Below are 24,023 nucleotides of genomic sequence, written 5' to 3' on the forward strand. Positions count from 1 at the left end.
TACGACGACTAACACTAATTAATTTAGTTTTTATGATAATTCTATTAAACTGTAAATCTGAAACGAATCATATGGAAACAGTAGAGTATAATCATAGTTCAGTAGAGCGTTTGTGGAATGATTTTTTAAAAAATAACCCAGATAACAAAATAAAAAACACACCTCTATCATTTTATTTTTGTGATAATCAAAAAGATGCTGATGAATGTGCTGAATTGGTTGTTAAAGGAGTTAAAAGAGCAACAGCGACATCCTTATGGTGGTACGAAAAAAACAATGAACTACTTCCTAAAGTAGGAGACCAGTATATTGTAACTGATTGGAATGGAAATGCAAAAGCGGTCATTGAAACCACCAAAATTGAAAACGTATCTTATAATAAAATCACAGCTGAGTTTGCTGAAACGGAAGGGGAGGGAGACAAATCTTTAGACTACTGGAAAAAAGTTCATGAAGCTTATTATAAAAGAGAAATGGAATCTCATGGAGATGATTTTGATGAAAATATGACTATTGTTTGTGAATACTTCAAGACTATATATTTAAAATAATGAATACAAGTAACTACATACTAAAAGAAATAGAACAGTCAGATATACATAATATTCATAAGGGACTATCCAATCCTGAAATAACAAAATATTATGATGTTCATTTTTCTACATTAGAGGAAACAGAAGAACAAATGAAGTGGTATCGGAACTTAAAAAAAGAAGGTATTGGAATTTGGTGGGGAATTTATGATAAAAAAGATAATCAATTTTGTGGTGCTGGAGGTTTTAATGGTTTAGACAAAAACAACCAAAAAGCTGAAATTGGCTTATGGCTACTAAAAGAATATTGGGGGAAAGGCATTTTAAAAGAAGTAATGCCACAACTATTTGAACAAGGTTTTACTGAGCTAAATTTGAATAGAATAGAAGGATATGTTGTAAGTGAAAACACAAAATGTAAAAGTGCTTTAGAGAAAATTAATTTTAAGTATGAAGGAACGATGAGAGAATGTGAAATTAAGAACGGAGAAAGAATAAACGTTGATTTTTATTCTATTTTAAAAAGTGAATGGAGTAATTAAATTTACATTGTAAATATATATCATAGCAAGTTGTTTATTTTAAAGTTAAGAGTTGATTAATATTATTCGAAGCAGAAGTACTTGTTGGGATATAAAAAATATTGACATGAATATTAACTTTAGGGAAAGCTGCAAATTGAAAAATGAATTTGTAAGATTAAGTCCTTTAGAAAGTTATCACTTCGATGATTTGCTTGATTTTTCAATCAATGAACATAAATTATGGAAATATAATTTGGGAGGAGCAAATGGTTCTGAAAATTTCAAAAAACACATATCAAGTACTATTGAACAACGAAAAAATAAAAAGGAATATTTTTCCATACTACTTGTCTACCTAGGAATTCCTAAGGAATTTCCTCTGGTTGGTTCCTTCATACTTAAAATTAATTGCTAAAACAATCAATAAACTAAAGAAACACATTAGCTACAAACTAAATAAAGCAAATAGAAATGAAAAACAATGATATAGATAATAAAACAACTGAAAAACTCGAGGGTCAATTAAAAGGAATTAAAATCATAACTGGAGCATTGATTGGGGTTTTGACTATGCTATTGATTGTCTCAGTTTATGGATTAGTAACTAAAGAAAACAACGCGACATTTATTGCATTAATAGCTGTTGCAATTTCTTGTAGCGGGATTCTTCCTTCACAATTTATCAATATGAAGAAAATTAAAACAGAACTAAATTCCAGAAAAGAAAATAACTAATAAAACTTAAAACTTTGGATTATGTTTACCTGAAGAGTTATCACGTATTTTCGGTCACACTTTTCATATACGGAAACGTTGGTATCCATTGAGCAGCTAACTAAAAAAACAACATTGAATTAAAAGATATGAATAAAAAAACTTTTTTTTCATCGGAGCAATATTATCTCTTATAATTTTTATTGGATGTCTTGGAGAAATAGAACCGAAAACATTATTTGGATATTCTGTTAGTATTTGGTTTTTTTAGAGCCTTTTGGTTATTAAATGCTTTCATTATAGTTAAGGCATATCTTACTGTTAAAAAAAATGGATACTAACTAGAATGAAATTTTAATTTCGACTTATTTCCTGAATTGCAAAATGAATTTATAAGAAAGAAGCTGAATGTGGTAAACAATCAAGTTTTGGAATTACTAACTCAATCGGAATTGAAAATTTCGTAATACTCTTTATTACTGTAATCAAGAGTATTCCAAGTGGGACCACAAAATTGAGCCGCTTCAATAGCTTAGGGCGGTTTTTGTTTTTAATACTGTTTACGAAGTAGAGTTTAAATCTCAATTAATTTTAAAAGTACTGAACCTTAAACGTTTATTTTAGGTTTTGGACGTTTGAAATGCCCTTAGAATTGAATTAATATTATATTTATGTTAAGCATTAGAGCTAAATTGTAAGAATCTTCCCTGTTGTTACTGCATTTTCAGCGCTTTGTCGATAAAATTTACCTTTTAAAGATGTTTTTTACTCTATTTAATTTTGTTGGGTCATTTTTTTTTATACATTTACACCTTAATTATAGAATACTGAAGAAAAATATGTTAGCCTCAATCGCACTTTTTTTTGCAGGTTTCGCATCTATGGCTCAGGGAGCTACACCTCCTCCGCCAATGCCGCCTCCACCTCCAGGACTTCCTATCGATGGTGGTATTGTTGCTTTATTTTTTATTGCTTTAGTTTTTGGCATCTACAAAAGCAATAAAATTTCAAAAAAAGTAGCTTAATATCTTAGATCATTAAGTCGTTTTACATATTTCCCAATAACATCAAACTCTAGATTTACAGAATCTCCAACTTTCAAGTTTTTAAAAGTTGTGTGGTTATAAGTGTATGGTATTATAGCTACAGAAAAACTATTTGTTTTTGAATTGACAACTGTTAGGCTCACTCCGTTTATAGTAATAGAACCTTTTTCGATAGTAATATTATTTAGATTTTTATCGTATTCAAAAGTATAAACCCAACTCCCATTTTCTTCCAAAATATTAATACACTTTGCTGTTTGGTCTACATGTCCTTGGACAATATGACCATCTAAACGATCTCCAAGTTTCATAGCACGTTCTATATTTACAGAATCATTTTTGGACAGCAACCCTAGGTTTGTTTTATCTAATGTTTCCTGTATGGCAGTAACAGTATAAATTTCCCCGTCTATACTTACTACGGTTAAACAGACTCCATTGTGTGCCACACTCTGATCTATTTTAAGTTCGTTAGTGATATTTGTACTAACAGAAATATGAATATTCCCTCCATCTTTTACAATATTTTTTATAATTCCTAAGTCTTCAATAATGCCAGTAAACATAAATTGTGCTTTATTTGGTTAAATTTGTAATTGCAAAGTTAAATACATAATATAACTGATTTGTCATTTTTGATAAAAAAATAGGATAAGGTTTAAGTATGAAAAAAGAAGAAAAGGTCATTGTCGGAATATCTGTTGGAGATCTTAATGGAATAGGTCCAGAAATTATTATCAAAACCTATGAAGACCCAAGGTCTTTAGAGTTGAACACACCTGTTGTTTTTGCTTCAGGAAAGGTTATGCAATTTTTCAAAAACCATTTTCAGAGTAAAATCAATTTTTTTAATATTGATACTCCAGAAAAAATAGTGCACGGTAAAGTTAATGTTGTTAATGTTTGGGGGGAACCAGTAAAAATTGATTTTGGTAATGAAGATAGTAAAATAGGGGAATACGCTATAAAATCACTCGAATCGGCAACAAAAGCTTTGAAAGAAGGATTAATAGATGTGTTAGTTACAGCACCTATTAACAAACACAGCATACAATCAGAAAAATTTAATTTTCCTGGCCATACAGATTATTTAGCCAAAGCGTTAAACGGAAAAAGTTTAATGTTTATGGTCTCTGAAGAACTTCGAGTAGGACTTTTAACAGATCATGTTCCGCTTAAAGATGCGAGTAGTTCAATTACTGAAGAGTTAATTATAGAGAAGGTAGGAACTGTTATTAAGTCACTAAAGCAAGATTTTGGTATTAGAAAACCCAAAGTAGCTGTATTAGCAATAAACCCTCACGCAGGTGATAATGGGGTTATTGGTAATGAAGATGATACTATTCTAAAGCCAACATTAGAAAAATTAAAATCCGATGGAAGTCTAATTTATGGGCCTTATTCTGCAGATAGTTTTTTTGGTTCAAACACTTACAAGAAATTCGATGCCATAATTGCATCTTATCATGACCAAGGTTTAATTCCTTTCAAAACTATTGCATTTGGACAAGGAGTTAATTATACAGCAGGTTTGGAGAAAGTAAGAACGTCACCAGACCATGGGACAGCGTATGAAATTGCAGGAAAAGGTACTGCTAACGAAAGCTCAATGAAACATGCTATAAACACTGCCATTCAAATTTTTAGAAATAGGGCGGAGTATAGTCAGTACAATAAAAACCCATTAAAAAAAGCCAGTAGATAGTTATAAACAAAAATTGTTGATATCTGGCTGTTAAATAAGGAAAAATTTATATATTTGCACGCTCAAAATGAATGTGGTAATGAAGGCACTTAAAGATTATATAATTCCTTTTGTAGGATTAAAAGTCGGAGAGCATCATTTTGATTATCAAATTGATAATACGTTCTTTCAACATTTTGAATACGATGAGTTTAATTCAGTTAATGTTAATATTGACCTTAAGTTCGAAAAAAAGGCGACTTTATTAGAGTTGTATTTTTCGGCTGTCGGTTCAGTAAACATTAATTGTGATTTAACGAACGAACCTTTTGACCAAGTAATTAATGACGAATATAAATTAGTTGTTAAGTTTGGTAATGAGTACAATGATGACAATGAAGATATATTAATTCTACCACATGGTGAGTACGAAATTAATATAGCACAATATATATATGAACTCATTGTACTGGCCGTTCCAATAAAACGAATTCATCCTGGTATTGAAGACGGTTCATTGCAATCAGAAATACTTTCAAAATTAGAAGAACTAAGTCCTGGAGAGGACAAAAAGACAAAATCATCAGAGGAGATTGATCCTCGTTGGAATAATTTAAAAAAACTATTAACGGATAAATAACATTTAAAATGGCACATCCAAAGCGTAAAATATCAAAAACAAGAAGAGATAAAAGAAGAACACATTACAAAGCTTCTGTACCTCAAATAGCAACTTGCCCTACAACAGGTGAGCCACATTTATACCACAGAGCGCATTGGCACGAAGGGAAACTTTACTACAGAGGACAGGTTTTAATTGACAACTCACTTGAAGAAGAAAATATAGCATAAGTATTATGCATGCATATAATAAAACGCTCACTTGTGAGCGTTTTTTTTGTTATAATTTCCTGAATCGCACAAAAACCACTTAATTTGCATAATTATTTGCCAAAAAACGACGAAAATTGAGCAAAACTCATTAGTTTTTATCAATTTTCTATACTTTTAATTAATATAAAAGCTAATAATGAGTAAAATCACAGCGGCAATAACAGCTGTAGGAGGCTATGTTCCAGACTTTGTATTATCTAATAAGATTTTAGAAACTATGGTAGATACCAACGACGAATGGATAACTTCACGAACTGGAATCAAAGAACGTAGAATTTTAAAAGAAGAAGGAAAAGGAACCTCTTTTTTAGCCATAAAAGCAGCAGAAGATTTAATTCAGAAAAAAGGATTAGATCCCAAAGAGATTGAATTAGTTATTGTTTGTACAGCAACTCCAGACATGAAAGCTGCAGCAACTGCAGCTTATACAGCGACACAAATAGGTGCTGTAAATGCGTTTTCATTTGATCTAGAAGCAGCATGTTCTAGCTTTCTTTACGGGATGTCAACTGCGGCAGCATATATAGAGTCTGGTCGTTATAAAAAAATTCTTTTAATAGGAGCTGATAAAAATTCATCATTTATAAATTATAAAGACAGAGCAACATGTATCATTTTTGGAGATGGTGCTGGTGCTGTACTTTTTGAGCCTAATGAAGAAGGTTTAGGTTTGCAGGATGAATTACTAAGAAGTAATGGTGAAGGAAGAGAATTTCTTCAGGCCACTTATGGTGGCTCATCATATCCTATTACAGCCGAAACTTTTAATGAAGGTAAACACTATGTTTTCCAAGATGGTAAAACAGTATTTAAAAATGCTGTTTTTAATATGGCAGATGTTGCTGAAAAAATTCTTAAAAGAAACAACCTAACAAACGATGATGTTTCTTGGTTGGCAGCTCACCAAGCAAATAAGCGTATTATTGATGCAACTGCCAATAGAATTAATTTGGAAGAAGAAAAAGTAATGATGAACATACAGAAGTATGGCAATACTACATCAGCGACTTTACCATTATTACTATATGATTACGAATCACAGCTTAAAAAAGGTGACAATATAATATTTGCTGCCTTTGGTGGTGGATTTACTTGGGGCTCAATTTATTTTAAATGGGCTTATAATTCCTAACAAAAAAACTAACTAAAAAACAACTTAATATTATGGATTTAAAAGAAATTCAGAACTTAATAAAATTTGTGGCCAAATCTGGTGCAAGTGAAGTTAAGTTAGAAATGGATGACGTTAAAATTACCATTAGAACGGGTTCAGAAAGCGACACCACAATAGTACAGCAAGTACCAATGCAGGCGGCACCAGTTATTCAACAACAAGCTCCAGTTCAACCAGCTGCACCAGTAGCAGAAACGTCAGCACCAGCAGCAAGTGAAGATTCAAAATATATCACAATAAAATCACCAATTATTGGTACGTTTTATCGTAAGCCATCTCCAGATAAACCTGTTTTTGTTGAAGTAGGAACTGAAATTAAAGAAGGAGATGTACTTTGTGTTATTGAGGCCATGAAACTTTTCAACGAGATTGAATCAGAGGTTTCTGGTAAAATTGTCAAAGTACTTGTTGACGATTCGTCACCAGTAGAGTTTGATCAACCATTATTCTTGGTAGATCCATCATAACCAGATTTAAAATTCCAAAGTATAATTCCCAAGTTGTTGGAATTTGGAATTTGAAATTTTAAATATCTAAAAGTTATGTTTAAAAAAATACTAATTGCCAATAGAGGTGAAATAGCACTTCGTGTTATTAGAACCTGTAAAGAAATGGGTATAAAAACTGTAGCGGTATATTCAACTGCAGATGCAGAAAGCCTACACGTTAAGTTTGCTGACGAAGCCGTTTGTATAGGCCCACCTCCAAGTAGCGAATCTTATCTTAAAATATCTAATATTATTGCCGCAGCAGAGATTACCAATGCTGATGCAATTCATCCAGGTTACGGGTTTTTGTCTGAGAACGCAAAATTCTCTAAAATATGTGAAGAGCACGGTATTAAATTTATCGGAGCATCTGAAGAGATGATTGAGAGAATGGGTGACAAAGCTAATGCCAAAGCAACTATGAAAGCGGCAGGTGTACCTTGTGTGCCAGGAAGTGAAGGCGTTATAACATCTTTTGAAGAGTGTAAAAAATTAGCTAAAGAGACGGGCTATCCGGTTATGCTAAAGGCTTCAGCAGGTGGCGGTGGAAAAGGAATGCGCGCGGTTTGGAAACCAGAAGACCTTCAGAACGCTTGGGAATCTGCGCGAGCAGAATCTAAAGCAGCATTTGGAAATGATGACATGTACATGGAGAAACTTATTGAAGAGCCGCGTCATATCGAAATACAAATTGTTGGAGATTCTCGAGGAAAAGCATGTCATTTGTCAGAAAGAGATTGTTCAATACAAAGACGTCATCAAAAATTGACAGAAGAAGTCCCTTCTCCATTTATGACAGATAAATTGAGAAATCAAATGGGTAAAGCCGCTGTTAAAGCTGCCGAATATATTAAATATGAAGGTGCTGGAACGGTAGAATTTTTAGTTGATAAACATCGAAAATTCTATTTCATGGAAATGAATACACGTATTCAGGTGGAGCATCCAATTACTGAGCAAGTTATAGATTTCGATTTGATTCGTGAACAAATTTTAGTTGCAGCAGGAGTACCAATTTCTGGTAAAAACTACACACCAAATTTGCATTCTATAGAATGTAGAATAAATGCTGAAGATCCGTTTAATGACTTTAGGCCATCACCAGGTAAAATCACAACTTTACATGCTCCTGGTGGTCATGGTGTGCGTTTAGATACACATGTTTATGCGGGTTATAGTATTCCACCAAATTATGACTCAATGATTGCGAAGTTAATCACCACAGCTCAAACAAGAGAAGAGGCAATTAACAAAATGAAACGCGCATTAGACGAGTTTGTGATAGAGGGTATAAAAACGACCATTCCTTTTCACAGGCAATTAATGGATCATCCAGATTATTTAGCTGGTAATTATACCACTAAATTTATGGAAGACTTTGAAATACAAGAAGAGACAGAAGATTAAAACAAAAAAGCCCAAGCTGATCAGCTTGGGCTTTTTATTTGAGCTTCAGATTCACTCTATGATTCTAAAGAGACAGCTGCTTTTTTTGATAATAGAATAAATACAACTAACTTTAGGGGTTAAAAAATATGTTATGAACCAGAACTACTTTAAAATAATGGCAGTTACTGCTATTTGTTTTTGCTCCCTATTTACTCATGCACAAAATTCAAATGAATTGTGGATTAGTGTTAGTGAGGCTAAAGCCCAAAAAGCCGAACAGATTTCAAGAAAAATTATCCTAGCAACAGAGAAGTTTTATCAACTAGATGTTAAACAATTAAAGAATTCTTTAATAAATGTTGGGAATAGAAAAAATACAGGAAATACAGTAATTTCTTTTCCTAATTCTGATGGCAAATTAAATCGATATAAAGTTTTTGAAGCTTCTGTAATGGCACCAGAACTTGAGTCACAATTTCCCAACATGAAATCTTATGCAGGTCAAGGTATTGATAATCCTTCTGAGACTATCAGATTTAGCATAACGCCAAAAGGTCTTAACGTTATGTTATTGGGTACTTCAAAAGGCACACAATTTATAGACCCTTTCACAACAGAAGGAAATATCTATACAGTTTACGCAAAGAAAAATTTAGAAGCTAGAAATTTTGATTTTGAATGTGGTGTTATTGATGAACCAGAACTACTGAATAAAACATCTGACAGTATTAACATAGCAAAAAATGCAGATGATGGCACACTAAGAGACTATCGAATAGCGATAGCATGTACAGGTGAATATGCTACGTTTCATGGAGGGACTGTCGCTGGAGCAATGGCGGCTATGGTTACAACAATGACAAGAGTTAATGGTATATATGAAAGAGAGTTATCTATGACAATGACCATGATTGCTAATAATGCTGACATTATATACTTAGATGGTACAACAGACCCATTTAACAATGATAGTGCCTCACAATTAATTAATCAAAGCCAAAGTGTTATTGATGCTGAAATAGGCTCTGCAAACTATGATATTGGCCATACCTTCAGTACTGGTGGTGGTGGCTTAGCTGCTTTAGGCTCTTCTTGTAATAATTCAAATAAAGCAAGGGGAATAACGGGTTCACCACAGCCTGCCGGCGATTCATTTGACGTAGATTTTGTGGCTCATGAGTTGGGTCATCAATTTGGGTCAACGCACACATTTAATGGTAATGTAGGAAGTTGCTCAGGAGGTAATAGAACGGCTTCTTCGGCTTATGAGCCTGGGAGTGGAAGCACTATTATGGCTTATGCTGGTATCTGTGGTTCAGACAATGTGCAAAACAATAGTGATGATTATTTTCATCAAAAAAGTTTAGACTTAATATGGACTCATATTACAAGCTCTTTCGTTTGCCCAGTAAATACAACAGCAACAGGAAATAATGAACCAAATGCCAATGCAGGTTCTGACTATACAATACCTCAGGGAACCCCTTACAAATTAGATGGTGGAGCCTCTACAGATCCAGACGGATTAGCGTCATTGACTTACACTTGGGAGCAATATGATTTAGGACCTGCTGGATCGCCATTAGAGACCAATACAACAGGACCATTGACAAGAACATATAAAGGAACTAATGATCCAGTTAGATATGTACCAAGACTTCCTGATGTTTTAAGCAATGGAGGCGTTTCAACAACTTGGGAAAAATTGGCAACAGTAGATAGAGCAATTAATTATAGTCTAACTGTAAGAGATAACGACGCAACTGGAGGACAAACAGATGTCGATCAAATGACAGCAACTGTAACTACTGACGCTGGTCCATTTATAGTGACTTCTCAAAATACAGGTGGAATAAGTTGGGATAATGGATCAACACAAACTGTAACATGGAATGTTGCAGGTACAAATGCTAATGGCGTAAATGCTACAAATGTGAATATTTTACTGTCAACCGACGGAGGTATAAATTTTGACACAGTATTAGCATCTAGTACACCAAATGATGGGTCTCATAGTTTCACAGTGCCAAATAATGTTGCAGGCACGAATTGCAGAATTATGGTTGAAGGGGATAATAATATCTTCTTTAATGTAAACTCCACAGAGTTTCAAATTGGATCAGTTGTTTGTAATGAGTTTCCTTCTGGAGCTGTTGGTCTTGCCATACCTGATGGTCCAAGTCCAAATCAACCAGGAACCGTTGTTTTTAGTACAATCAATGTTTCAGATTCTGGCCCTATTTCTAGTATGAAAATATCATTAAATATCACTCATACTTACATAGGTGATTTAGTGGTTCAGCTACAACATCCTAACGGTACAGATTTTGTAAACGTTTGGAATAGAACATGTAATAGTACGGCTTTTGGAAATATTGATGTTACGTTAGAGGATGGATTACCAGCAATAAGCTGTGCGTCTCCTACCACGGGATCATATGCTCCAGAGAACGCTTTAAGTGCCTTTAATGGTTTAGAAATGAACGGTGATTGGACGATTGCTCTAGTAGATAATTATAATGGTGATATAGGTACTTTAAATAATTGGTCAGTAGAATTTTGTGTGCCAGCAGGATTATCCATTGCTGAGAACGAATTAGATAAGTTGAGTATTTATCCAAACCCAAATAATGGCGAATTTAATATTGTTTTTAATCCAACTTCTGGAGAAGCTATTACGATCGAAGTTTACGATATTAGAGGGAGAGCTATTTTTACAAATGTATTCAGTAGTGTAAGCCGATTCGACCAAGTTATTAAACTTAATAATGCACAATCAGGAGTATATTTATTAACTATAGCAGATGGCTCACAAAAAGTGACTAAGAAAATTATAGTGGATTAAAAATTTAATTTATATTTTAAAAGCTCCTAATTTTAGGAGCTTTTTTTATACTATGAATCTATCGTATTGGGAAATAAAGAGTTGGTTATCTAATGTAGACTATACCATTATAGGTAGTGGTATTGTTGGCCTTAACTGTGCCCTTTATTTAAAGAGTCGATTTCCCGAAGCCAAAATCTTAATTCTTGAAAAAGGAACACTTCCTCAAGGGGCTAGCACAAAAAACGCAGGTTTTGCCTGTTTTGGTAGCCTTAGTGAAATAATTGAAGATCTTAAAAATCATTCTAAGAAAGAAGTTTTAGAGCTTGTAAACAAACGAATAAATGGTTTGCAACTTTTAAGAGAAAATCTAGGTGATAAAGCGGTTGATTATCAAAATCTAGGTGGTTACGAATTGTTTACAGACTCAGATACTGAACTTTATGAATCTTGTAACGAGAAGCAAGAAGAAGTTAATGGGTTGCTACAACCCATTTTTAAAGAAGATGTATTCTCTTTTGTAGAAAACAAATTCAATTTTAATAGTATAAAACCTAAATATAGTTTCAATCAATTTGAAGGACAAATCGATACTGGGAAAATGATAGAGGCATTACTGCTTAAGGTTTATTCCTTAGGGATAAAAATATTGAACAATACTTTTGTTGAATCATTTTCTGAAAATTCAAACACAGTAAAAATTCAAACAAATCAATTTGAATTTACAAGTCACAAGGTTTTAATTGCTACAAATGGATTTGCAAAAGAATTAAATATTCCACAAGTTAAACCCGCTAGAGCCCAGGTTTTAATTACAAAACCAATTGATGGGTTACACATAAAAGGCACTTTTCATTTAGACAAAGGATATTATTATTTCAGAAACATTGATAATAGAGTTTTATTTGGTGGAGGGAGAAACTTAGATTTTATAACCGAAGAAACTTTAAATTTTGGCGAAACTGAAATCATTCAAAACAAACTTGAGGAACTTCTAAAAACAACAATTTTACCAAATATCGATTTTGAGATAGACCATCGATGGAGTGGAATAATGGGAGTTGGAACACAGAAAAAAGCCATAGTAAAACAGTTATCAAATAATGTATTTTGTGGAGTGCGCTTAGGCGGAATGGGAGTCGCAATTGGCAGCTTGGTTGGTAAAGAATTGGCAGATTTATTATAATGAGCGTAAAACAACAATTATATAATCGCTGCGAAAGTCTTCTAAACGAGAGATTAAGAGTCGTTCAAAAAACCATTGCTGATATTCAAAACAATCTCCAATCTGAAACTAAAAGTAGTGCTGGTGACAAACACGAAACAGGTAGAGCAATGCTTCAGCTCGAACGCGAAAAGGCAGGAAATCAATTAGCAGAACTTCAAAAATTAAGCGAGACACTTCAAAAGATAGATGTAAAAATGAAACATAACACTATAGCTTTAGGGAGTGTAGTTAAAACAACAGGCTCAAACTATTTTATTAGTGTAAGTGTTGGAGAAATTAAGCTGAAGAATGAATCTTTCTACGGCATATCTGTTGCTACTCCAATGGGTAAATTATTAATTTCTAAATCAGTTGGAGATGAAATTAGTTTTAGAGCACAAACATTTACAATAATAGATGTATTATAAAAACTCTAAGAACTAAGACTTCAATTTTAAACAGATTGTCGTTTTTATTACTGGGAATGACGTTTTTGTTATAATATCTTGTCAAATAATTGGAGTAACTTTACGATAGAACAACTGTTATGAAAACACGATTAATTTTTATATGCTTTATATGTCTATCAGCCTTTAGTTTTGCACAAAAATCTTCTGTAGATTTTGAAATAAAAAACGTAGGTATAACGGTCGATGGGTATTTCAATACATTTACAATTAATGCAGATCTTGATGCGAGTTTTGAACTTAAAAATCTTTCAGGAAAAATTACAACTTCTTCAATTAAAACAGGCATTGATAGTAGAGATGAACACCTTTTAGAAGAAGATTATTTTGATGTTGAGAATCATAAATACATTACATTAAAAAGTACAGCTATAACTAAAAAAACTAATACCACATATAACGTTAAAGCCAGCCTCACCATAAAAGGAAAAACAAAAACAATTACCATTCCAGTTGCAGTAGAAAAAGAGGGAGATAAATATAAAATCACTTCAAGTTTTGAGATTAATAGACAAAATTATGATGTTGGTGGAGGTAGTTTTGTAATGAGTAAAACAGTGAAAGTTAATGTGATATACTATCAAGAATTTTAGATGAGTAATGAAGATTTTGATGTAATTATTATAGGTGGTGGATTAGCGGGATTGACTAGCGCTATTCATTTATCTCAAAACGACACCAAAGTTTTATTAATAGAAAAAAACAATTACCCAAAACATAAAGTTTGTGGCGAATATGTTTCGAACGAAGTTTTACCGTACCTGAATTTTTTAGACTTTAACCCATTTAAATTTGGCGCAAAACGTATTTCAAAATTTCAATTAACAACTCACAATAATAAGAATATTGAGGCTAAATTACCTCTTGGAGGCTTTGGAATGAGCCGCTATGAAATGGACTACCAACTTTATCAGTTGGCATTAAAGAATGGAGTTATTGTGCTTCAGGATTTGGTAAATGAAGTTAAGCTATATGGAGATACGTTTCAAGTTGAAATGCAATCAAAACAAGTGCATCAATCAAGAATAGTGATAGGAGCATTTGGAAAGCGTTCTAATTTAGATGTAAAACTAAAACGAAAATTCATAAAGAAAAAATCACCTTATTTAGGCGTAAAAGTTCATGTTTCTGGAAGTTTTCCTGAAGATAAAGTAGCACTTCATAATTTTAAAGGTGGTTATTGTGGTGTGTCAAAGGTTGAAAATAATCACATCAACTTATGTTACATTGCGGATTATAGTACGTTTAAAAAATATAAGAATATCGACGCTTTTCAAGAACAAATACTATTTAAGAACTTGGCCTTAAAGCAGTTATTTCAGCATTCTAATTTAGAATTCGAAAAGCCGTTAACCATTTCTCAAATTTCATTTGAAACAAAAAGCGCTGTTGAGAATCACATATTAATGTGTGGAGATTCGGCAGGAATGATTCACCCATTGTGCGGAAATGGTATGGGAATGGCGATTAGAAGTGCACAATTAGCATCAGAGCTAATAATTGATTATCTTAAAGGAAAAATCGCAACAAGGGAAGCTTTGGAAAAATCGTATACCAAAAATTGGAAAAACACGTTTAGTTTGCGCTTAAAGGTTGGTCATACTATCGCTTATTTATTTAGGCAAAATTGGTTGGCGCCTAAGTTATTAATAGTGTTAAGATGGTTTCCTTTTTTAATACCATTAATTATAAAAATGACTCATGGAAAACCTATGAAAGTGTAATGGGTTTGTTTATTGACACCACATATAGGAGCAAAGAAACCGAGCTCATGGATGATTTTTCTATGAAGGGGGAATTGCTACGAGATACTTTAGATAAGCTTGGTAAAATAAACAAATGGTTAGGGGGTAATCATGTAACTTTAGATGGTATTAAGAAATTATTGAGTAATCAGTCAAAAGATAAAACCTACACAATTATAGATTTAGGTTGTGGACATGGTGATATTTTAAGGTTGATTGCTGATTTTGGAAGAAAGAACGGTTATCGTTTTAATCTTGTAGGAATAGATGCGAATCAAGACGCCATTGATTATGCTATAGAGCTTTCCTCAAAATATGGAGAAGTCTCGTTTAAAAATATAGATATTTTTTCAGAAGATTTTAATAATCTAGATTATGATATAGCCCTTTCCACATTGTTTTTACATCATTTTAACGAAGCAGAAATAAACACACTTTTAAAAAACACTTCTTCTAAAGCTAGATTGGGTGTTGTAGTTAATGATTTGCAACGAAATAAATTAGCTTACGGACTGTTTAAATTATTGGGATTGGTAATTTCAAATCATATGATAGTTCAAGATGGATTAACATCTATTTTAAGGGCATTTAAAAGAAAAGAATTAGAACAAATTTCAGAAAATTTAAAACTCAAATCAGAAATACGTTGGAAATGGGCATTCCGTTACCAATGGCTAATTAAAACCTAAATGGCTGTAAAAATCATATCAGTTGCAAAGCAACTTCCAAAATACACAAGAGAGACCAAAGATATTTTACCTTTTGTAGAATTATGGCTTGAGGGTCAAGAAGATCGTTTTAAAAGAAAAGTATTGAAGATTTTCGAAAATGCTGCTGTCGATAAGCGTTATTCTATAATGGACGCTGGAGAGGTGTTTTTAAAAACTTCCTTTGAAGAAAAAAATGACATTTACATAAGAGAATCTATAAAATTAGCTGAGAAAAGTTTAGTAAAAGCTTTAGATAAAGCGAAACTAAAATCAACAGATATCGACTATATCATTACAGTAAGTTGTACAGGAATTATGATTCCGTCCTTGGATGCTTATTTAATAAATCGATTAAAAATGAAACAAGATATTGTACGACTACCAGTTACTGAGATGGGTTGTGCAGCAGGTGTTTCAGGTATTCTATATGCTAAGAATTTTTTAAAAGCAAACCCTAATAAACGTGCAGTAGTCATTGCGGTAGAATCGCCCACAGCGACTTTTCAACTTGATGATTACTCTATGGTGAATATAGTGAGTGCTGCAATTTTTGGTGATGGTTGTGCAAGCGTCATTTTATCGTCTTATGAAGATGAGGTTGGGCCAGAAATTAAAGATGAAGCGATGTATCACTTTTTTGATGCTGAACACATGATGGGTTTTAAGTTAAAAAACACAGGATTACAAATGGTGCTAGACCAATCTGTACCGCAAACTATTGCTGACCATTTTCCCATGATAATTCATCCTTTTTTAGAACGCAATAATTTATCTATAGAAGATATAGACCACTTGGTATTTCATCCAGGAGGCAAAAAAATAGTACAAACCGTTGAGGATCTATTTGGTGCTCTAGGCAAGAATATTAATGACACAAAAGAAGTTTTAAGACTTTATGGCAATATGAGTAGTGCCACTGTTTTGTATGTATTAGAGCGTTTTATGGATAGGGACTTGCCTAAAGGGGACAAAGGTATAATGCTCAGCTTTGGACCTGGGTTTTCTGCACAGCGTATTTTATTAGAGTGGTAATATGGATATAGATAAAATCATAGCACTACTACCTTATCAAAAACCATTTTTGTTTATTGATAGTATAGATACGATTTCAGAAGAAGGAATTACAGGGTTTTATAGATTTAAAAAAGAGGAATCGTTTTATAAAGGTCATTTTAAAGAGAATCCAATAACACCGGGAGTAATTCTAACAGAGTGCATGGCACAAATTGGTTTAGTGTGTTTAGGAATATACTTATTAAAAGATAAATTAGCCCAATCTTCAAAACCACAAATAGCATTGACGTCTCACCAAATGGATTTTTATCTACCAGTGTTTCCAAATGAAAAAGTAAAAGTGATTTCAGAGAAAGAGACGTTTCGTTTCAATAAACTAAAGTGTAAAGTGAGAATGATGAATGAAAAAGGAGAACTGGTTTGTAGAGGAAGTATTTCAGGAATGTTAAAAGCATGAAGAAAAGAGTAGTAATAACAGGTCTAGGAGTTGTTGCACCAAATGGTATAGGTGTTTATAAGTTTACACAAGCTTTAAAACAAGGCAAATCTGGTATTACATTTCATCAAAAGCTCAAAGACCTCAATTTTTCTTGTCAAATAGGTGGTATACCTAAGGTCACAAACGAATTGAAATTAAATTACTTTACAGATTTGCAATTAAGAGGTTTCAATAGCTCTGGAATTTTATATGGTTGTATGGCTGGAATTGATGCATGGAAAGATGCAGGTTTTACAATAGATGCTGAAAGCGAATTAGATTACAGCACAGGACTTATTTTTGGAACAGGAACTTCAGGTGTTGAGAAATTTCGTGAAGCTATTTATAAATTAGATGAAGGCAATGTAAGGCGTTTGGGCAGTACAGTGGTATTACAAACTATGGCGAGTGGAGTAAGTGCATACCTTAGCGGAATGCTTGGTTTAGGAAATCAGGTTACTACAAATTCTTCAGCCTGTTCTACAGGCACAGAGGCTTTATTAATGGGATTTGATCGTATTCAAAATGGTAAAGCAAAACGTATGTTAGTAGGTAGCTGCAGTGATGACGGTCCATATATTTGGGGAGGATTCGATGCCATGCGTGTTATGACTTATAAGCATAATAAAAGTCCTGAAGAAGGCTCAAGGCCTATGAGTGCATCAGCCTCGGGATTTGTGCCTGGTAGTGGAGCAGGTGCATTGGTTTTAGAATCCTTAGAAAGTGCTTTAGAACGCGGAGCTTTTATTTACGCGGAAGTTTTGGGTGGTGAAGTGAATTCTGGTGGACAACGCCAAGGAGGTACATTAACCGCACCGAACGCAGAAGCTGTACAAAATTGTATAAAAAATGCGCTTTTAAATGCTAATATACAGGCGAGTGAAATAGATGTTATTAATGGACATTTAACAGCTACATCCAAAGACGCTTTGGAAATTGATAACTGGGCAAAGGCATTAAATAGAAAAGGTATTGATTTTCCGTTTATTAACTCTACTAAATCTATGATTGGTCATTGTTTAGCCGCAGCAGGCGCTATAGAATGTGTGGCTAGTATTATTCAACTATCCGAACAATTTGCGGCACCAAATATTAATTGCGAAGATTTAAACTCAGAAATCACTCAATTGATTGATAAGTCAAAAATTTTAACAAAGACAATAGATTTTAATTTTGATGTTATGGTTAAAGCAAGTTTTGGATTTGGTGATGTAAATGCATGTGTTTTATTTAAGCGATATATAGCGTAACTTTACATCATAAATTTGTGCTATGACTAAAGATGAATTAATTGCTAAACTAAAGACAATAGTTGCCCCTTATATTCAAGATGAAGAGGCCTTTAAAAACTTATCTGAAGACACAGACTTTGTTAATGATTTAAAAATAAATTCGGCCAATTTAGTTGATATTATTTTAGACATTGAAGATGAGTTTGATATCCGTTTGGAAAACGAAGACATGGAAAAAATGCTTGATGTAAAAGCAGCGATGATCATTATAAACACAAAATTAGACGCCTAATGGTTGGCAATGATATTATTGATATTGTTGAAGCACAGAAAAGTTCTAATTGGCAACGACCTCGGTTTTTAGACAAACTATTCACACACAAAGAACAGCATATTATTCTTAACTCAGATAATTCATTTCTAATGGTTTGGAAATTGTGGTCTATGAAAGAGGCTGCATATAAATTATACACACAACTACATCCAAGTCGATTCTATAATCCAAAGGGTTTTGAATGTTCTGATGAAGAATATTTTAGAGTGGTGAGATTTCAAAATTTCAGATGTTATGTAAAATCTAGAATTACATCTCAATACATCATATCAGAAGCGCGTTTGAAGTTTAGCGAACTAGATTCAGAATATAATGTATTATCAGATTTCTCTAAAATTAAAAGTAGACAGATAAAAGTGGCTTTGCTCTCAAAAATAGCTACGCATTTTAAAATTTCCAAACAAGACTTAAACGTTGTTAAAACAACTTTTGGAGTCCCTTTAGTTTATCAGAATTCAAAAAAACTTCCTGTTAAAATTTCAATAAGTCACCATGGAAATTATGGTGCTTATGCGATTTCATACTCATGAAACAATTAAAACATACCATAGAGATTATTATCAAATATAGGATAGCGATTATTGTTGTTCTCGCTTTTCTTATGGGATTTTCAGGATACCAAACGGTTAAAAAATTACGCGTAGACAACTCACTTTCAATTTGGTTTTTAGAGGATGATCCAAGCTACAAGGCTTATATTGATTTTCAAACCGATTTTGGTTCAGATGAGATTTTCATTGTAATGCTTCCTGTTGGAAATGCCATTGGTGAAACAGAACTAAAAAGTTTAAATGCACTACACTCTAATATTGAAGCACTTCCGTATGTAAAAACCACATTTAGTTTAGCAAAAGCTAAATACCCAATCTATGCGAACAATACTATTAACTTCGATAATCTATATAACTCAAAGCGTAGTGAAAAAGGCTTAAAAAGTCTATTTTCAAAAATGCCGAATATCACATCTCAGTTGGTCACTAAAGATTACAAAAATCAGTTCTTCTATGTGCAGATGAATCCCACACCAACAATTGAAGAAAAGCGACAAGATATTGCTGGTGAAATTCGTTCCATTATAGAAAAACACTATTCTAATTATTACTTAACAGGACCACCTGTTTTAAACGAAGCTTACAGTAAAGGTATATATAAAGAAAGCTTGGTTTTTGGTTTGCTAACCGTTTTAGTGATTACATTAATGCTGTTATTCTTGTTGCCAAGTAAACGTTATCTTATTATTTCATTATTATCGGTTGCAGTACCAGTATCCTTATTATTTGGATTGATTACTTCCCTAGGCTTTGCATTGAATATGATTTCTATGCTAATTCCAACCATTCTGATGGTTTACAGTGTTAGTGACGCCGTACACATTATTAACATATATCATAAAGAAGGACTACAGAATAAATCGTTATCTAAAGTTGAGCTATTGACCTTAGCAATTAGAAAAAGTTTCACACCTTGTTTTTATACAACTTTAACAACTTTCGTAGGGTATTTTGCACTCTACCTCTCTCCTTTACCTGCATTTAAAAATATGGGTGTGTTTACTTGTGTCGGTTTAATTCTAAGCTTTGTATTAGTATATGTCATTACTATTATTGGCTTTAGTTTTATGACTCTTAATTTCGATGTGGCAAAACCACTTCTTAGTCTTAAAAAAGTCAGTCAATCTGGAGTTATAAATTGGTTGAATGGATTTACATCTAAATATAAAAACTCAATAATAACAGGTTTTACACTAGTATTGCTTTTTGGGTTGTATTCTATTTTTCAGGTGAAAATAGACACTAATTCTCGCGATCTATTGGCTGAAGGCATTGCAAAACAAGATTTGAGAACAGTTGAGTTTGAATTAGGCGGAAGTAATAGATTACAAATCAATGTATCAACTAAAAATGGCAAAAGCATATTGTATAAAGACGCCATGAAAGCATTAGAAAAGTTCCAGAATACGCTTGAAAGCAATGCGTTTATTTCTAATCCTGTTTCAGTAATTAATTTTAAATCATTCTTAGAAAAACGAACACCTGTACTGTTTCAGTCAAATGTATCTGAAGATAAAATTAAGAATACTTTGGCTGCGGTAGAAAACACGGACAACAACTTTTTCAAACTATTTTCTGAGGACTTAAGTACAGCTGGTTTTACATTGACTTTAAGTGAAATGAAAACTTCAGAATTAGAGCAAGTATTAGAGGATATAAAAATTGCTTTTGAAGCATCATTCAACACCAATGATTATGCACTTAAGATAAACGGATTTGCCGTAGTATTTGCGCAACTTAATAACTTTATATTAGAAACCCAGTTTAAGTCGTTTTTTGCTGCTTTTTTTGTGGCATTTTTATGTTTGTGGATTTTTATACGAAGTCTCAGAACTACACTTTTAGTATTGATTCCTAATATTTTGCCTTTAGCGATTTTAGCAATATTAATGAGTCTGTTAGATATTCCATTGGATGTCACAACAGCCATGATTACACCAATAATGTTGGGTATTGCAATGGATGACACTATTCATTTAGTTTATAAATACAGAAGGAGTAAAACCATAATTGGCACACCAGAAGAACGTATGAATAACGCTATGCGCTATACAGGGAGTGCGCTCTTTTCTACAACTATAGCCTTGGTTGGTGGTTTTTTAATCATTGCCTCTAGTACAACCCCATCTGTAAGAGATTTTGGCTTACTTTGTGCGGTTACTGTGGCTATTGCCTTGATAACAGATATCTTTTATTTGCCTGCTTTGCTGAAGAAGTTTGATAAGTAGACAATTAAAAGCGTCCAACTTTAAGCCGGACGCTCATTATTTTAAAGAACTTATCGAGTTGCATAGATTTTATCTCTTCGATCTATTTCGCCTAAGGGACTTCCTTTGAAGGTTAAAATGTTTACAAACCCATTATTCTCGGTTATTAAAGAATCTTGTTCCCTTACAGCCCCAATAACCTTGTTGCCATAGTCTCCAGTTAATTTATTTGTTGCAGGATCAACGTCTCCCCATAATTTATCCGGTTTTCCGTTGTCTATAGGTTCAACAAAATAAGTAATACCTGTAATTTTTGAGCTTACAATGAATCGTCCTGTTTTGTCCGTTTCTGTAAGGAATCGTTTGAGTAATTCTTGTCGTTTCATATTATATTATTTTTTAATTATATGTTTTGTTTTAAACACCAATGTAGAATCTTAGCAATGTTTTTTGCATCGTCAATTCCTCTATGATGCGTGCCTTCTAATGGTATTTCTAAAATACCTAAAGCGCCTTTCATTCCTACTTTTCGTTGTAAACCTTTGACTTCTGAAAACAGTATTTTTACATTTATATGGTTTTGAGACATAGGGTAATCTATACCTTTGATTGTACACTGGTTTTTCATCATATTTAAGTCATAAGCGCCATAACTAGCCCAAGTATAATGATGGGCATTGTAATCTTCTCTTAACTTCGTACAGGCTTCTTGAAAGGAAATACCTTCTGCTTCTAACAAATCTTGAGTTATTGTTGTTAGTTCTGTGCAGAAGGGACTTACTTTAGACCGTTCGGGTCTTACTAAAATGCCTTTATTCTTTGTGATTTCTCCAGTTTTTGTATTGAGTTCACAAATACCGATTTCTATAATTTCGCTACGTTGCCCTTGAGGAATTTTACCGTTCCAACATGTGGCTTTGAGATCTATTACTATTATTTTATTTTTATTCATGTTTTCTATATTTTTAGATTCCTGCCTACGCAGGAATGGTAAATGGTTATTTCTTTTTTTTCTTCTTCTTTTTGCTTTTAGATTTTTTCTTCTTTGGGTTCATTTTGTTTTTAATTCTTGAAATTTCAGAATTGATATGACTAATAAATCTATCGTCATATCCAAAAAGTTTCGCTTTTTTAAATGCTTTTAAAGCTTTTTTGTACGCTTGAAGATTCTCGAAAAGCTGCCCTTGATATAAGTGAACTTCGCCTTTGTTTAAACCTTTTACGGTAAGTGCAAAGTCAATTAGTTTTTGAGCTTCCTCGTAATCTTCGTTACATATTAAAACCAGAATGTATTTTGAATACACTTTGTGAAAATCCATTTTATTTGCCAAAGCTTCTGCATAATATTGCTTGGCTTTTTCGTAATCACCGAATTGTTCGGCCTGTAAACGTCCCATGAGAAATAACGCATAAGCATTATCCCTTTCGTAAGACAAAGCGTAGTTTAGATTTTCTACAGTTTCTTCTAGTTCGTATGGATAAGCATCTATAGCTTTAAGCACGTAGTTGTTTAACAAATTCGTGTCCATTGTTTTAATTATTTAATTCGTTCTGCAATTCATTTTTTAATGCATTGCGTTGTTTTTTATACGTTTTTACAATTGTCTTCTTTTTAAAATCTGAACCTTTAAAAACCTGTATAGGATTTCCACGTTCTATGTTTAAGTGGTTTTCCCATTGGTTTTTTACGCTCGTTTTTAATGCTTCTAATTGTAATTCACCTACCTTTTCTTGTAAGCGCTGTTTTGCTATTTTTTTATTTTGATGTTGTGAACGACTATCCATAACCAACACTTGTATTTTGCTTGGTTTGTGAATAGCTCTAATAGCAGAACTCACTTTATTTACATGTTGTCCTCCTGGTCCTGAACTACGGGTGGCTTGATATGAAATATCTTTTTCATCAATTTGAAGTTTGTTTAGTTTCGGTAATTCATAAATGCCGATAAACCAATTTTTTCTTTTGTGATATACTCTAGATTTTGACTTTCCAATCCACTGTATTATTCCTATCCATTCATTTAGAAAAGCTTCTAGATTTTTTCCTTTTAATTGAATAGTAACCGATTGTAAGGTAGTGTTCTCTCTTCCTTTTTCTCTTTGAATGATTTTATAAGCTATCTGTTCTTTTTTTACAGCTTCTAAAAATCGTTTTAGAACTTGAGCCACAACCCAACAACACTCTGTTGGTCCTCGACCAGCCGTTATTTGTATAATTTTTGTGTCCATTTTTTCTATACTTTTTCTAAAGGATTTTTAGAAAGCAACACATTGCCAATTGGGCTTTTACCTTTCGCAATTAATCTTAAAGCTGCTTTTACAGCCCAACATTTATCGCTAGAGTGAATGTTAGAGTAGTAGCTTAACAACTTTTTTGGCTCAACTAAGGTCCTGCCATTTACTGTTATTGTTTCTACTGAGGCAGATTCAAAAAAATCAATAGTAATTCTTACTTGTTTTCCTGTTTCTAGCCATTCGATTTTCTCGTAACGTCTAAAATTCTCTTTACTCGGCATATGGTCATATCGTGTCCATACTTTTTTAAAGTCTTCTTTCGCCAGTATTACCATCACTTCTGCAACATCTTTTGGATGTACAAAAATGTCTATATCCTTATGATCGTGCGCATGTTTATATTCTGTGTGGTTTTCTGGTGACATAAAGTGCCAAGCCCAACCTCCTGAAATAATAATCCATGCTTTTAATTTATTTAAAATGTCCAAACCTTGTTCTATTCTATAGCTTGGCCATTGTTCTTCGTATCTTTTTATGTTATGATTTGCTCCCATAATTTTCTTTTTTATCAAA

General features: G+C 33.0%; 29 protein-coding genes. 23 read left to right on the forward strand and 6 right to left on the reverse strand.

The window, feature by feature from the left end:
- Positions 1–32: 32 nt before the first annotated feature.
- The 5 genes from Q0822_RS05920 (at position 33) to Q0822_RS05940 (ending at position 2,796) form a co-directional block, all read left to right on the forward strand.
- On the forward strand, positions 33–551 hold the full coding sequence (locus Q0822_RS05920) for an ASCH domain-containing protein (RefSeq protein ID WP_299121392.1): 519 nt from the start codon (positions 33–35) through the stop codon (positions 549–551).
- Positions 551–1,075 carry a GNAT family protein gene (locus Q0822_RS05925; protein ID WP_299121394.1) on the forward strand — a complete coding sequence of 175 codons (525 nt, stop codon included), beginning with the start codon at positions 551–553 and terminating at the stop codon, positions 1,073–1,075. The genes Q0822_RS05920 and Q0822_RS05925 overlap by 1 nt, the downstream gene beginning before the upstream one ends.
- Before the next feature lie 106 nt (positions 1,076–1,181).
- A complete protein-coding gene (locus Q0822_RS05930) occupies positions 1,182–1,472 on the forward strand; it encodes a hypothetical protein (protein WP_299121397.1) in 291 nt (96 codons plus the stop codon).
- A 56-nt stretch (positions 1,473–1,528) separates the two neighbouring features.
- Positions 1,529–1,792 (forward strand): hypothetical protein, encoded by a 264-nt coding sequence (locus Q0822_RS05935; protein ID WP_299121400.1) that lies wholly within the window; start codon positions 1,529–1,531, stop codon positions 1,790–1,792.
- An 818-nt stretch (positions 1,793–2,610) separates the two neighbouring features.
- Positions 2,611–2,796, forward strand: a complete 186-nt coding sequence (locus tag Q0822_RS05940) for a hypothetical protein (protein ID WP_299121401.1) — start codon at positions 2,611–2,613, stop codon at positions 2,794–2,796.
- Here Q0822_RS05940 and Q0822_RS05945 read toward each other — a convergent pair.
- Positions 2,793–3,383, reverse strand: a complete 591-nt coding sequence (locus Q0822_RS05945; RefSeq protein ID WP_299121404.1) for a riboflavin synthase — start codon at positions 3,381–3,383, stop codon at positions 2,793–2,795. The two genes, Q0822_RS05940 and Q0822_RS05945, sit on opposite strands and share 4 nt — an antisense overlap.
- Before the next feature lie 98 nt (positions 3,384–3,481).
- On the opposite strand from Q0822_RS05945, the gene pdxA reads away from it, so the two are divergent.
- The 18 genes from pdxA to Q0822_RS06035 all read left to right on the forward strand — a co-directional run bounded on the left by pdxA (position 3,482) and on the right by Q0822_RS06035 (position 21,236).
- The gene (pdxA, locus tag Q0822_RS05950) at positions 3,482–4,522 is read left to right on the forward strand and encodes a 4-hydroxythreonine-4-phosphate dehydrogenase PdxA (RefSeq protein ID WP_299121407.1); all 1,041 of its coding nucleotides are present in this window, start codon (positions 3,482–3,484) and stop codon (positions 4,520–4,522) included.
- A 79-nt stretch (positions 4,523–4,601) separates the two neighbouring features.
- Positions 4,602–5,141, forward strand: coding sequence for a DUF177 domain-containing protein (locus Q0822_RS05955; RefSeq protein ID WP_299121408.1), 540 nt, complete (start codon positions 4,602–4,604; stop codon positions 5,139–5,141).
- A gap of 8 nt (positions 5,142–5,149) precedes the next feature.
- A complete protein-coding gene (gene rpmF / locus Q0822_RS05960) occupies positions 5,150–5,353 on the forward strand; it encodes a 50S ribosomal protein L32 (protein WP_299121409.1) in 204 nt (67 codons plus the stop codon).
- 178 nt (positions 5,354–5,531) lie between these two features.
- Complete coding sequence (locus Q0822_RS05965) at positions 5,532–6,527, forward strand: beta-ketoacyl-ACP synthase III (protein ID WP_299121412.1); 996 nt, start codon at positions 5,532–5,534, stop codon at positions 6,525–6,527.
- A gap of 32 nt (positions 6,528–6,559) precedes the next feature.
- Positions 6,560–7,036: an acetyl-CoA carboxylase biotin carboxyl carrier protein gene (gene accB / locus Q0822_RS05970; protein WP_299121417.1), complete on the forward strand. Its 477-nt coding sequence runs from the start codon at positions 6,560–6,562 to the stop codon at positions 7,034–7,036.
- A 75-nt stretch (positions 7,037–7,111) separates the two neighbouring features.
- Positions 7,112–8,464, forward strand: a complete 1,353-nt coding sequence (accC, locus tag Q0822_RS05975; RefSeq protein ID WP_299121422.1) for an acetyl-CoA carboxylase biotin carboxylase subunit — start codon at positions 7,112–7,114, stop codon at positions 8,462–8,464.
- A 133-nt stretch (positions 8,465–8,597) separates the two neighbouring features.
- The gene (locus tag Q0822_RS05980) at positions 8,598–11,291 is read left to right on the forward strand and encodes a reprolysin-like metallopeptidase (protein WP_299121426.1); all 2,694 of its coding nucleotides are present in this window, start codon (positions 8,598–8,600) and stop codon (positions 11,289–11,291) included.
- Positions 11,292–11,343: 52 nt separating this feature from the next.
- Complete coding sequence (locus tag Q0822_RS05985) at positions 11,344–12,456, forward strand: FAD-dependent oxidoreductase (RefSeq protein WP_299121430.1); 1,113 nt, start codon at positions 11,344–11,346, stop codon at positions 12,454–12,456.
- Complete coding sequence (locus tag Q0822_RS05990) at positions 12,456–12,905, forward strand: 3-oxoacyl-ACP synthase (RefSeq protein WP_299121433.1); 450 nt, start codon at positions 12,456–12,458, stop codon at positions 12,903–12,905. Before Q0822_RS05985 ends, Q0822_RS05990 begins: the two co-directional genes overlap by 1 nt.
- Positions 12,906–13,024: 119 nt before the next feature.
- Positions 13,025–13,537 carry a YceI family protein gene (locus Q0822_RS05995; protein WP_299121436.1) on the forward strand — a complete coding sequence of 171 codons (513 nt, stop codon included), beginning with the start codon at positions 13,025–13,027 and terminating at the stop codon, positions 13,535–13,537.
- Entirely contained in the window at positions 13,538–14,668 is a 1,131-nt protein-coding gene (locus Q0822_RS06000; RefSeq protein ID WP_299121440.1) for an NAD(P)/FAD-dependent oxidoreductase, read from the forward strand.
- Entirely contained in the window at positions 14,605–15,378 is a 774-nt protein-coding gene (locus tag Q0822_RS06005) for a methyltransferase domain-containing protein (RefSeq protein WP_366125098.1), read from the forward strand. The genes Q0822_RS06000 and Q0822_RS06005 overlap by 64 nt, the downstream gene beginning before the upstream one ends.
- On the forward strand, positions 15,379–16,431 hold the full coding sequence (locus tag Q0822_RS06010) for a type III polyketide synthase (RefSeq protein ID WP_299121445.1): 1,053 nt from the start codon (positions 15,379–15,381) through the stop codon (positions 16,429–16,431).
- A 1-nt stretch (position 16,432) separates the two neighbouring features.
- On the forward strand, positions 16,433–16,870 hold the full coding sequence (locus Q0822_RS06015; protein WP_299121449.1) for a hydroxymyristoyl-ACP dehydratase: 438 nt from the start codon (positions 16,433–16,435) through the stop codon (positions 16,868–16,870).
- The gene (locus Q0822_RS06020; protein WP_299121452.1) at positions 16,867–18,141 is read left to right on the forward strand and encodes a beta-ketoacyl-[acyl-carrier-protein] synthase family protein; all 1,275 of its coding nucleotides are present in this window, start codon (positions 16,867–16,869) and stop codon (positions 18,139–18,141) included. The genes Q0822_RS06015 and Q0822_RS06020 overlap by 4 nt, the downstream gene beginning before the upstream one ends.
- Before the next feature lie 22 nt (positions 18,142–18,163).
- Positions 18,164–18,415 carry a phosphopantetheine-binding protein gene (locus Q0822_RS06025; RefSeq protein WP_299121454.1) on the forward strand — a complete coding sequence of 84 codons (252 nt, stop codon included), beginning with the start codon at positions 18,164–18,166 and terminating at the stop codon, positions 18,413–18,415.
- Positions 18,415–18,987: a 4'-phosphopantetheinyl transferase superfamily protein gene (locus Q0822_RS06030; RefSeq protein WP_299121456.1), complete on the forward strand. Its 573-nt coding sequence runs from the start codon at positions 18,415–18,417 to the stop codon at positions 18,985–18,987. The genes Q0822_RS06025 and Q0822_RS06030 overlap by 1 nt, the downstream gene beginning before the upstream one ends.
- Positions 18,984–21,236, forward strand: a complete 2,253-nt coding sequence (locus Q0822_RS06035; protein WP_299121458.1) for an MMPL family transporter — start codon at positions 18,984–18,986, stop codon at positions 21,234–21,236. Before Q0822_RS06030 ends, Q0822_RS06035 begins: the two co-directional genes overlap by 4 nt.
- 50 nt (positions 21,237–21,286) lie before the next feature.
- Here the strand turns inward: Q0822_RS06035 and Q0822_RS06040 are convergent, their stop codons facing one another.
- Genes Q0822_RS06040 through Q0822_RS06060 form a run of 5 tightly spaced genes read right to left on the reverse strand, consistent with a single transcriptional unit; the run spans position 21,287 to position 24,022 of the window.
- Positions 21,287–21,601 (reverse strand): hypothetical protein, encoded by a 315-nt coding sequence (locus Q0822_RS06040; RefSeq protein ID WP_299121460.1) that lies wholly within the window; start codon positions 21,599–21,601, stop codon positions 21,287–21,289.
- A 17-nt stretch (positions 21,602–21,618) separates the two neighbouring features.
- Entirely contained in the window at positions 21,619–22,167 is a 549-nt protein-coding gene (locus Q0822_RS06045; RefSeq protein ID WP_299121462.1) for a 3'-5' exonuclease, read from the reverse strand.
- A 46-nt stretch (positions 22,168–22,213) separates the two neighbouring features.
- On the reverse strand, positions 22,214–22,744 hold the full coding sequence (locus Q0822_RS06050) for a tetratricopeptide repeat protein (RefSeq protein WP_299121464.1): 531 nt from the start codon (positions 22,742–22,744) through the stop codon (positions 22,214–22,216).
- A gap of 4 nt (positions 22,745–22,748) precedes the next feature.
- Complete coding sequence (gene prfH / locus Q0822_RS06055) at positions 22,749–23,444, reverse strand: peptide chain release factor H (RefSeq protein ID WP_299121466.1); 696 nt, start codon at positions 23,442–23,444, stop codon at positions 22,749–22,751.
- A gap of 5 nt (positions 23,445–23,449) precedes the next feature.
- Entirely contained in the window at positions 23,450–24,022 is a 573-nt protein-coding gene (locus tag Q0822_RS06060; RefSeq protein ID WP_299121468.1) for a hypothetical protein, read from the reverse strand.
- Position 24,023 lies beyond the last annotated feature (1 nt).

It is taken from the genome of uncultured Winogradskyella sp. (assembly GCF_947496485.1).
In the GTDB taxonomy this organism is placed as follows: Bacteria; Bacteroidota; Bacteroidia; order Flavobacteriales; family Flavobacteriaceae; genus Winogradskyella.

Coding starts and splice junctions, on each gene's coding strand:
- Q0822_RS05920 (WP_299121392.1), top strand. CDS start 33: ATGATAATTCTATTAAACTGTAAATCTGAAACGAATCATATGGAAACA.
- Q0822_RS05925 (WP_299121394.1), top strand. CDS start 551: ATGAATACAAGTAACTACATACTAAAAGAAATAGAACAGTCAGATATA.
- Q0822_RS05930 (WP_299121397.1), top strand. CDS start 1,182: ATGAATATTAACTTTAGGGAAAGCTGCAAATTGAAAAATGAATTTGTA.
- Q0822_RS05935 (WP_299121400.1), top strand. CDS start 1,529: ATGAAAAACAATGATATAGATAATAAAACAACTGAAAAACTCGAGGGT.
- Q0822_RS05940 (WP_299121401.1), top strand. CDS start 2,611: ATGTTAGCCTCAATCGCACTTTTTTTTGCAGGTTTCGCATCTATGGCT.
- Q0822_RS05945 (WP_299121404.1), bottom strand. CDS start 3,383: ATGTTTACTGGCATTATTGAAGACTTAGGAATTATAAAAAATATTGTA.
- pdxA (WP_299121407.1), top strand. CDS start 3,482: ATGAAAAAAGAAGAAAAGGTCATTGTCGGAATATCTGTTGGAGATCTT.
- Q0822_RS05955 (WP_299121408.1), top strand. CDS start 4,602: ATGAAGGCACTTAAAGATTATATAATTCCTTTTGTAGGATTAAAAGTC.
- rpmF (WP_299121409.1), top strand. CDS start 5,150: ATGGCACATCCAAAGCGTAAAATATCAAAAACAAGAAGAGATAAAAGA.
- Q0822_RS05965 (WP_299121412.1), top strand. CDS start 5,532: ATGAGTAAAATCACAGCGGCAATAACAGCTGTAGGAGGCTATGTTCCA.
- accB (WP_299121417.1), top strand. CDS start 6,560: ATGGATTTAAAAGAAATTCAGAACTTAATAAAATTTGTGGCCAAATCT.
- accC (WP_299121422.1), top strand. CDS start 7,112: ATGTTTAAAAAAATACTAATTGCCAATAGAGGTGAAATAGCACTTCGT.
- Q0822_RS05980 (WP_299121426.1), top strand. CDS start 8,598: ATGAACCAGAACTACTTTAAAATAATGGCAGTTACTGCTATTTGTTTT.
- Q0822_RS05985 (WP_299121430.1), top strand. CDS start 11,344: ATGAATCTATCGTATTGGGAAATAAAGAGTTGGTTATCTAATGTAGAC.
- Q0822_RS05990 (WP_299121433.1), top strand. CDS start 12,456: ATGAGCGTAAAACAACAATTATATAATCGCTGCGAAAGTCTTCTAAAC.
- Q0822_RS05995 (WP_299121436.1), top strand. CDS start 13,025: ATGAAAACACGATTAATTTTTATATGCTTTATATGTCTATCAGCCTTT.
- Q0822_RS06000 (WP_299121440.1), top strand. CDS start 13,538: ATGAGTAATGAAGATTTTGATGTAATTATTATAGGTGGTGGATTAGCG.
- Q0822_RS06005 (WP_366125098.1), top strand. CDS start 14,605: ATGGTTTCCTTTTTTAATACCATTAATTATAAAAATGACTCATGGAAA.
- Q0822_RS06010 (WP_299121445.1), top strand. CDS start 15,379: ATGGCTGTAAAAATCATATCAGTTGCAAAGCAACTTCCAAAATACACA.
- Q0822_RS06015 (WP_299121449.1), top strand. CDS start 16,433: ATGGATATAGATAAAATCATAGCACTACTACCTTATCAAAAACCATTT.
- Q0822_RS06020 (WP_299121452.1), top strand. CDS start 16,867: ATGAAGAAAAGAGTAGTAATAACAGGTCTAGGAGTTGTTGCACCAAAT.
- Q0822_RS06025 (WP_299121454.1), top strand. CDS start 18,164: ATGACTAAAGATGAATTAATTGCTAAACTAAAGACAATAGTTGCCCCT.
- Q0822_RS06030 (WP_299121456.1), top strand. CDS start 18,415: ATGGTTGGCAATGATATTATTGATATTGTTGAAGCACAGAAAAGTTCT.
- Q0822_RS06035 (WP_299121458.1), top strand. CDS start 18,984: ATGAAACAATTAAAACATACCATAGAGATTATTATCAAATATAGGATA.
- Q0822_RS06040 (WP_299121460.1), bottom strand. CDS start 21,601: ATGAAACGACAAGAATTACTCAAACGATTCCTTACAGAAACGGACAAA.
- Q0822_RS06045 (WP_299121462.1), bottom strand. CDS start 22,167: ATGAATAAAAATAAAATAATAGTAATAGATCTCAAAGCCACATGTTGG.
- Q0822_RS06050 (WP_299121464.1), bottom strand. CDS start 22,744: ATGGACACGAATTTGTTAAACAACTACGTGCTTAAAGCTATAGATGCT.
- prfH (WP_299121466.1), bottom strand. CDS start 23,444: ATGGACACAAAAATTATACAAATAACGGCTGGTCGAGGACCAACAGAG.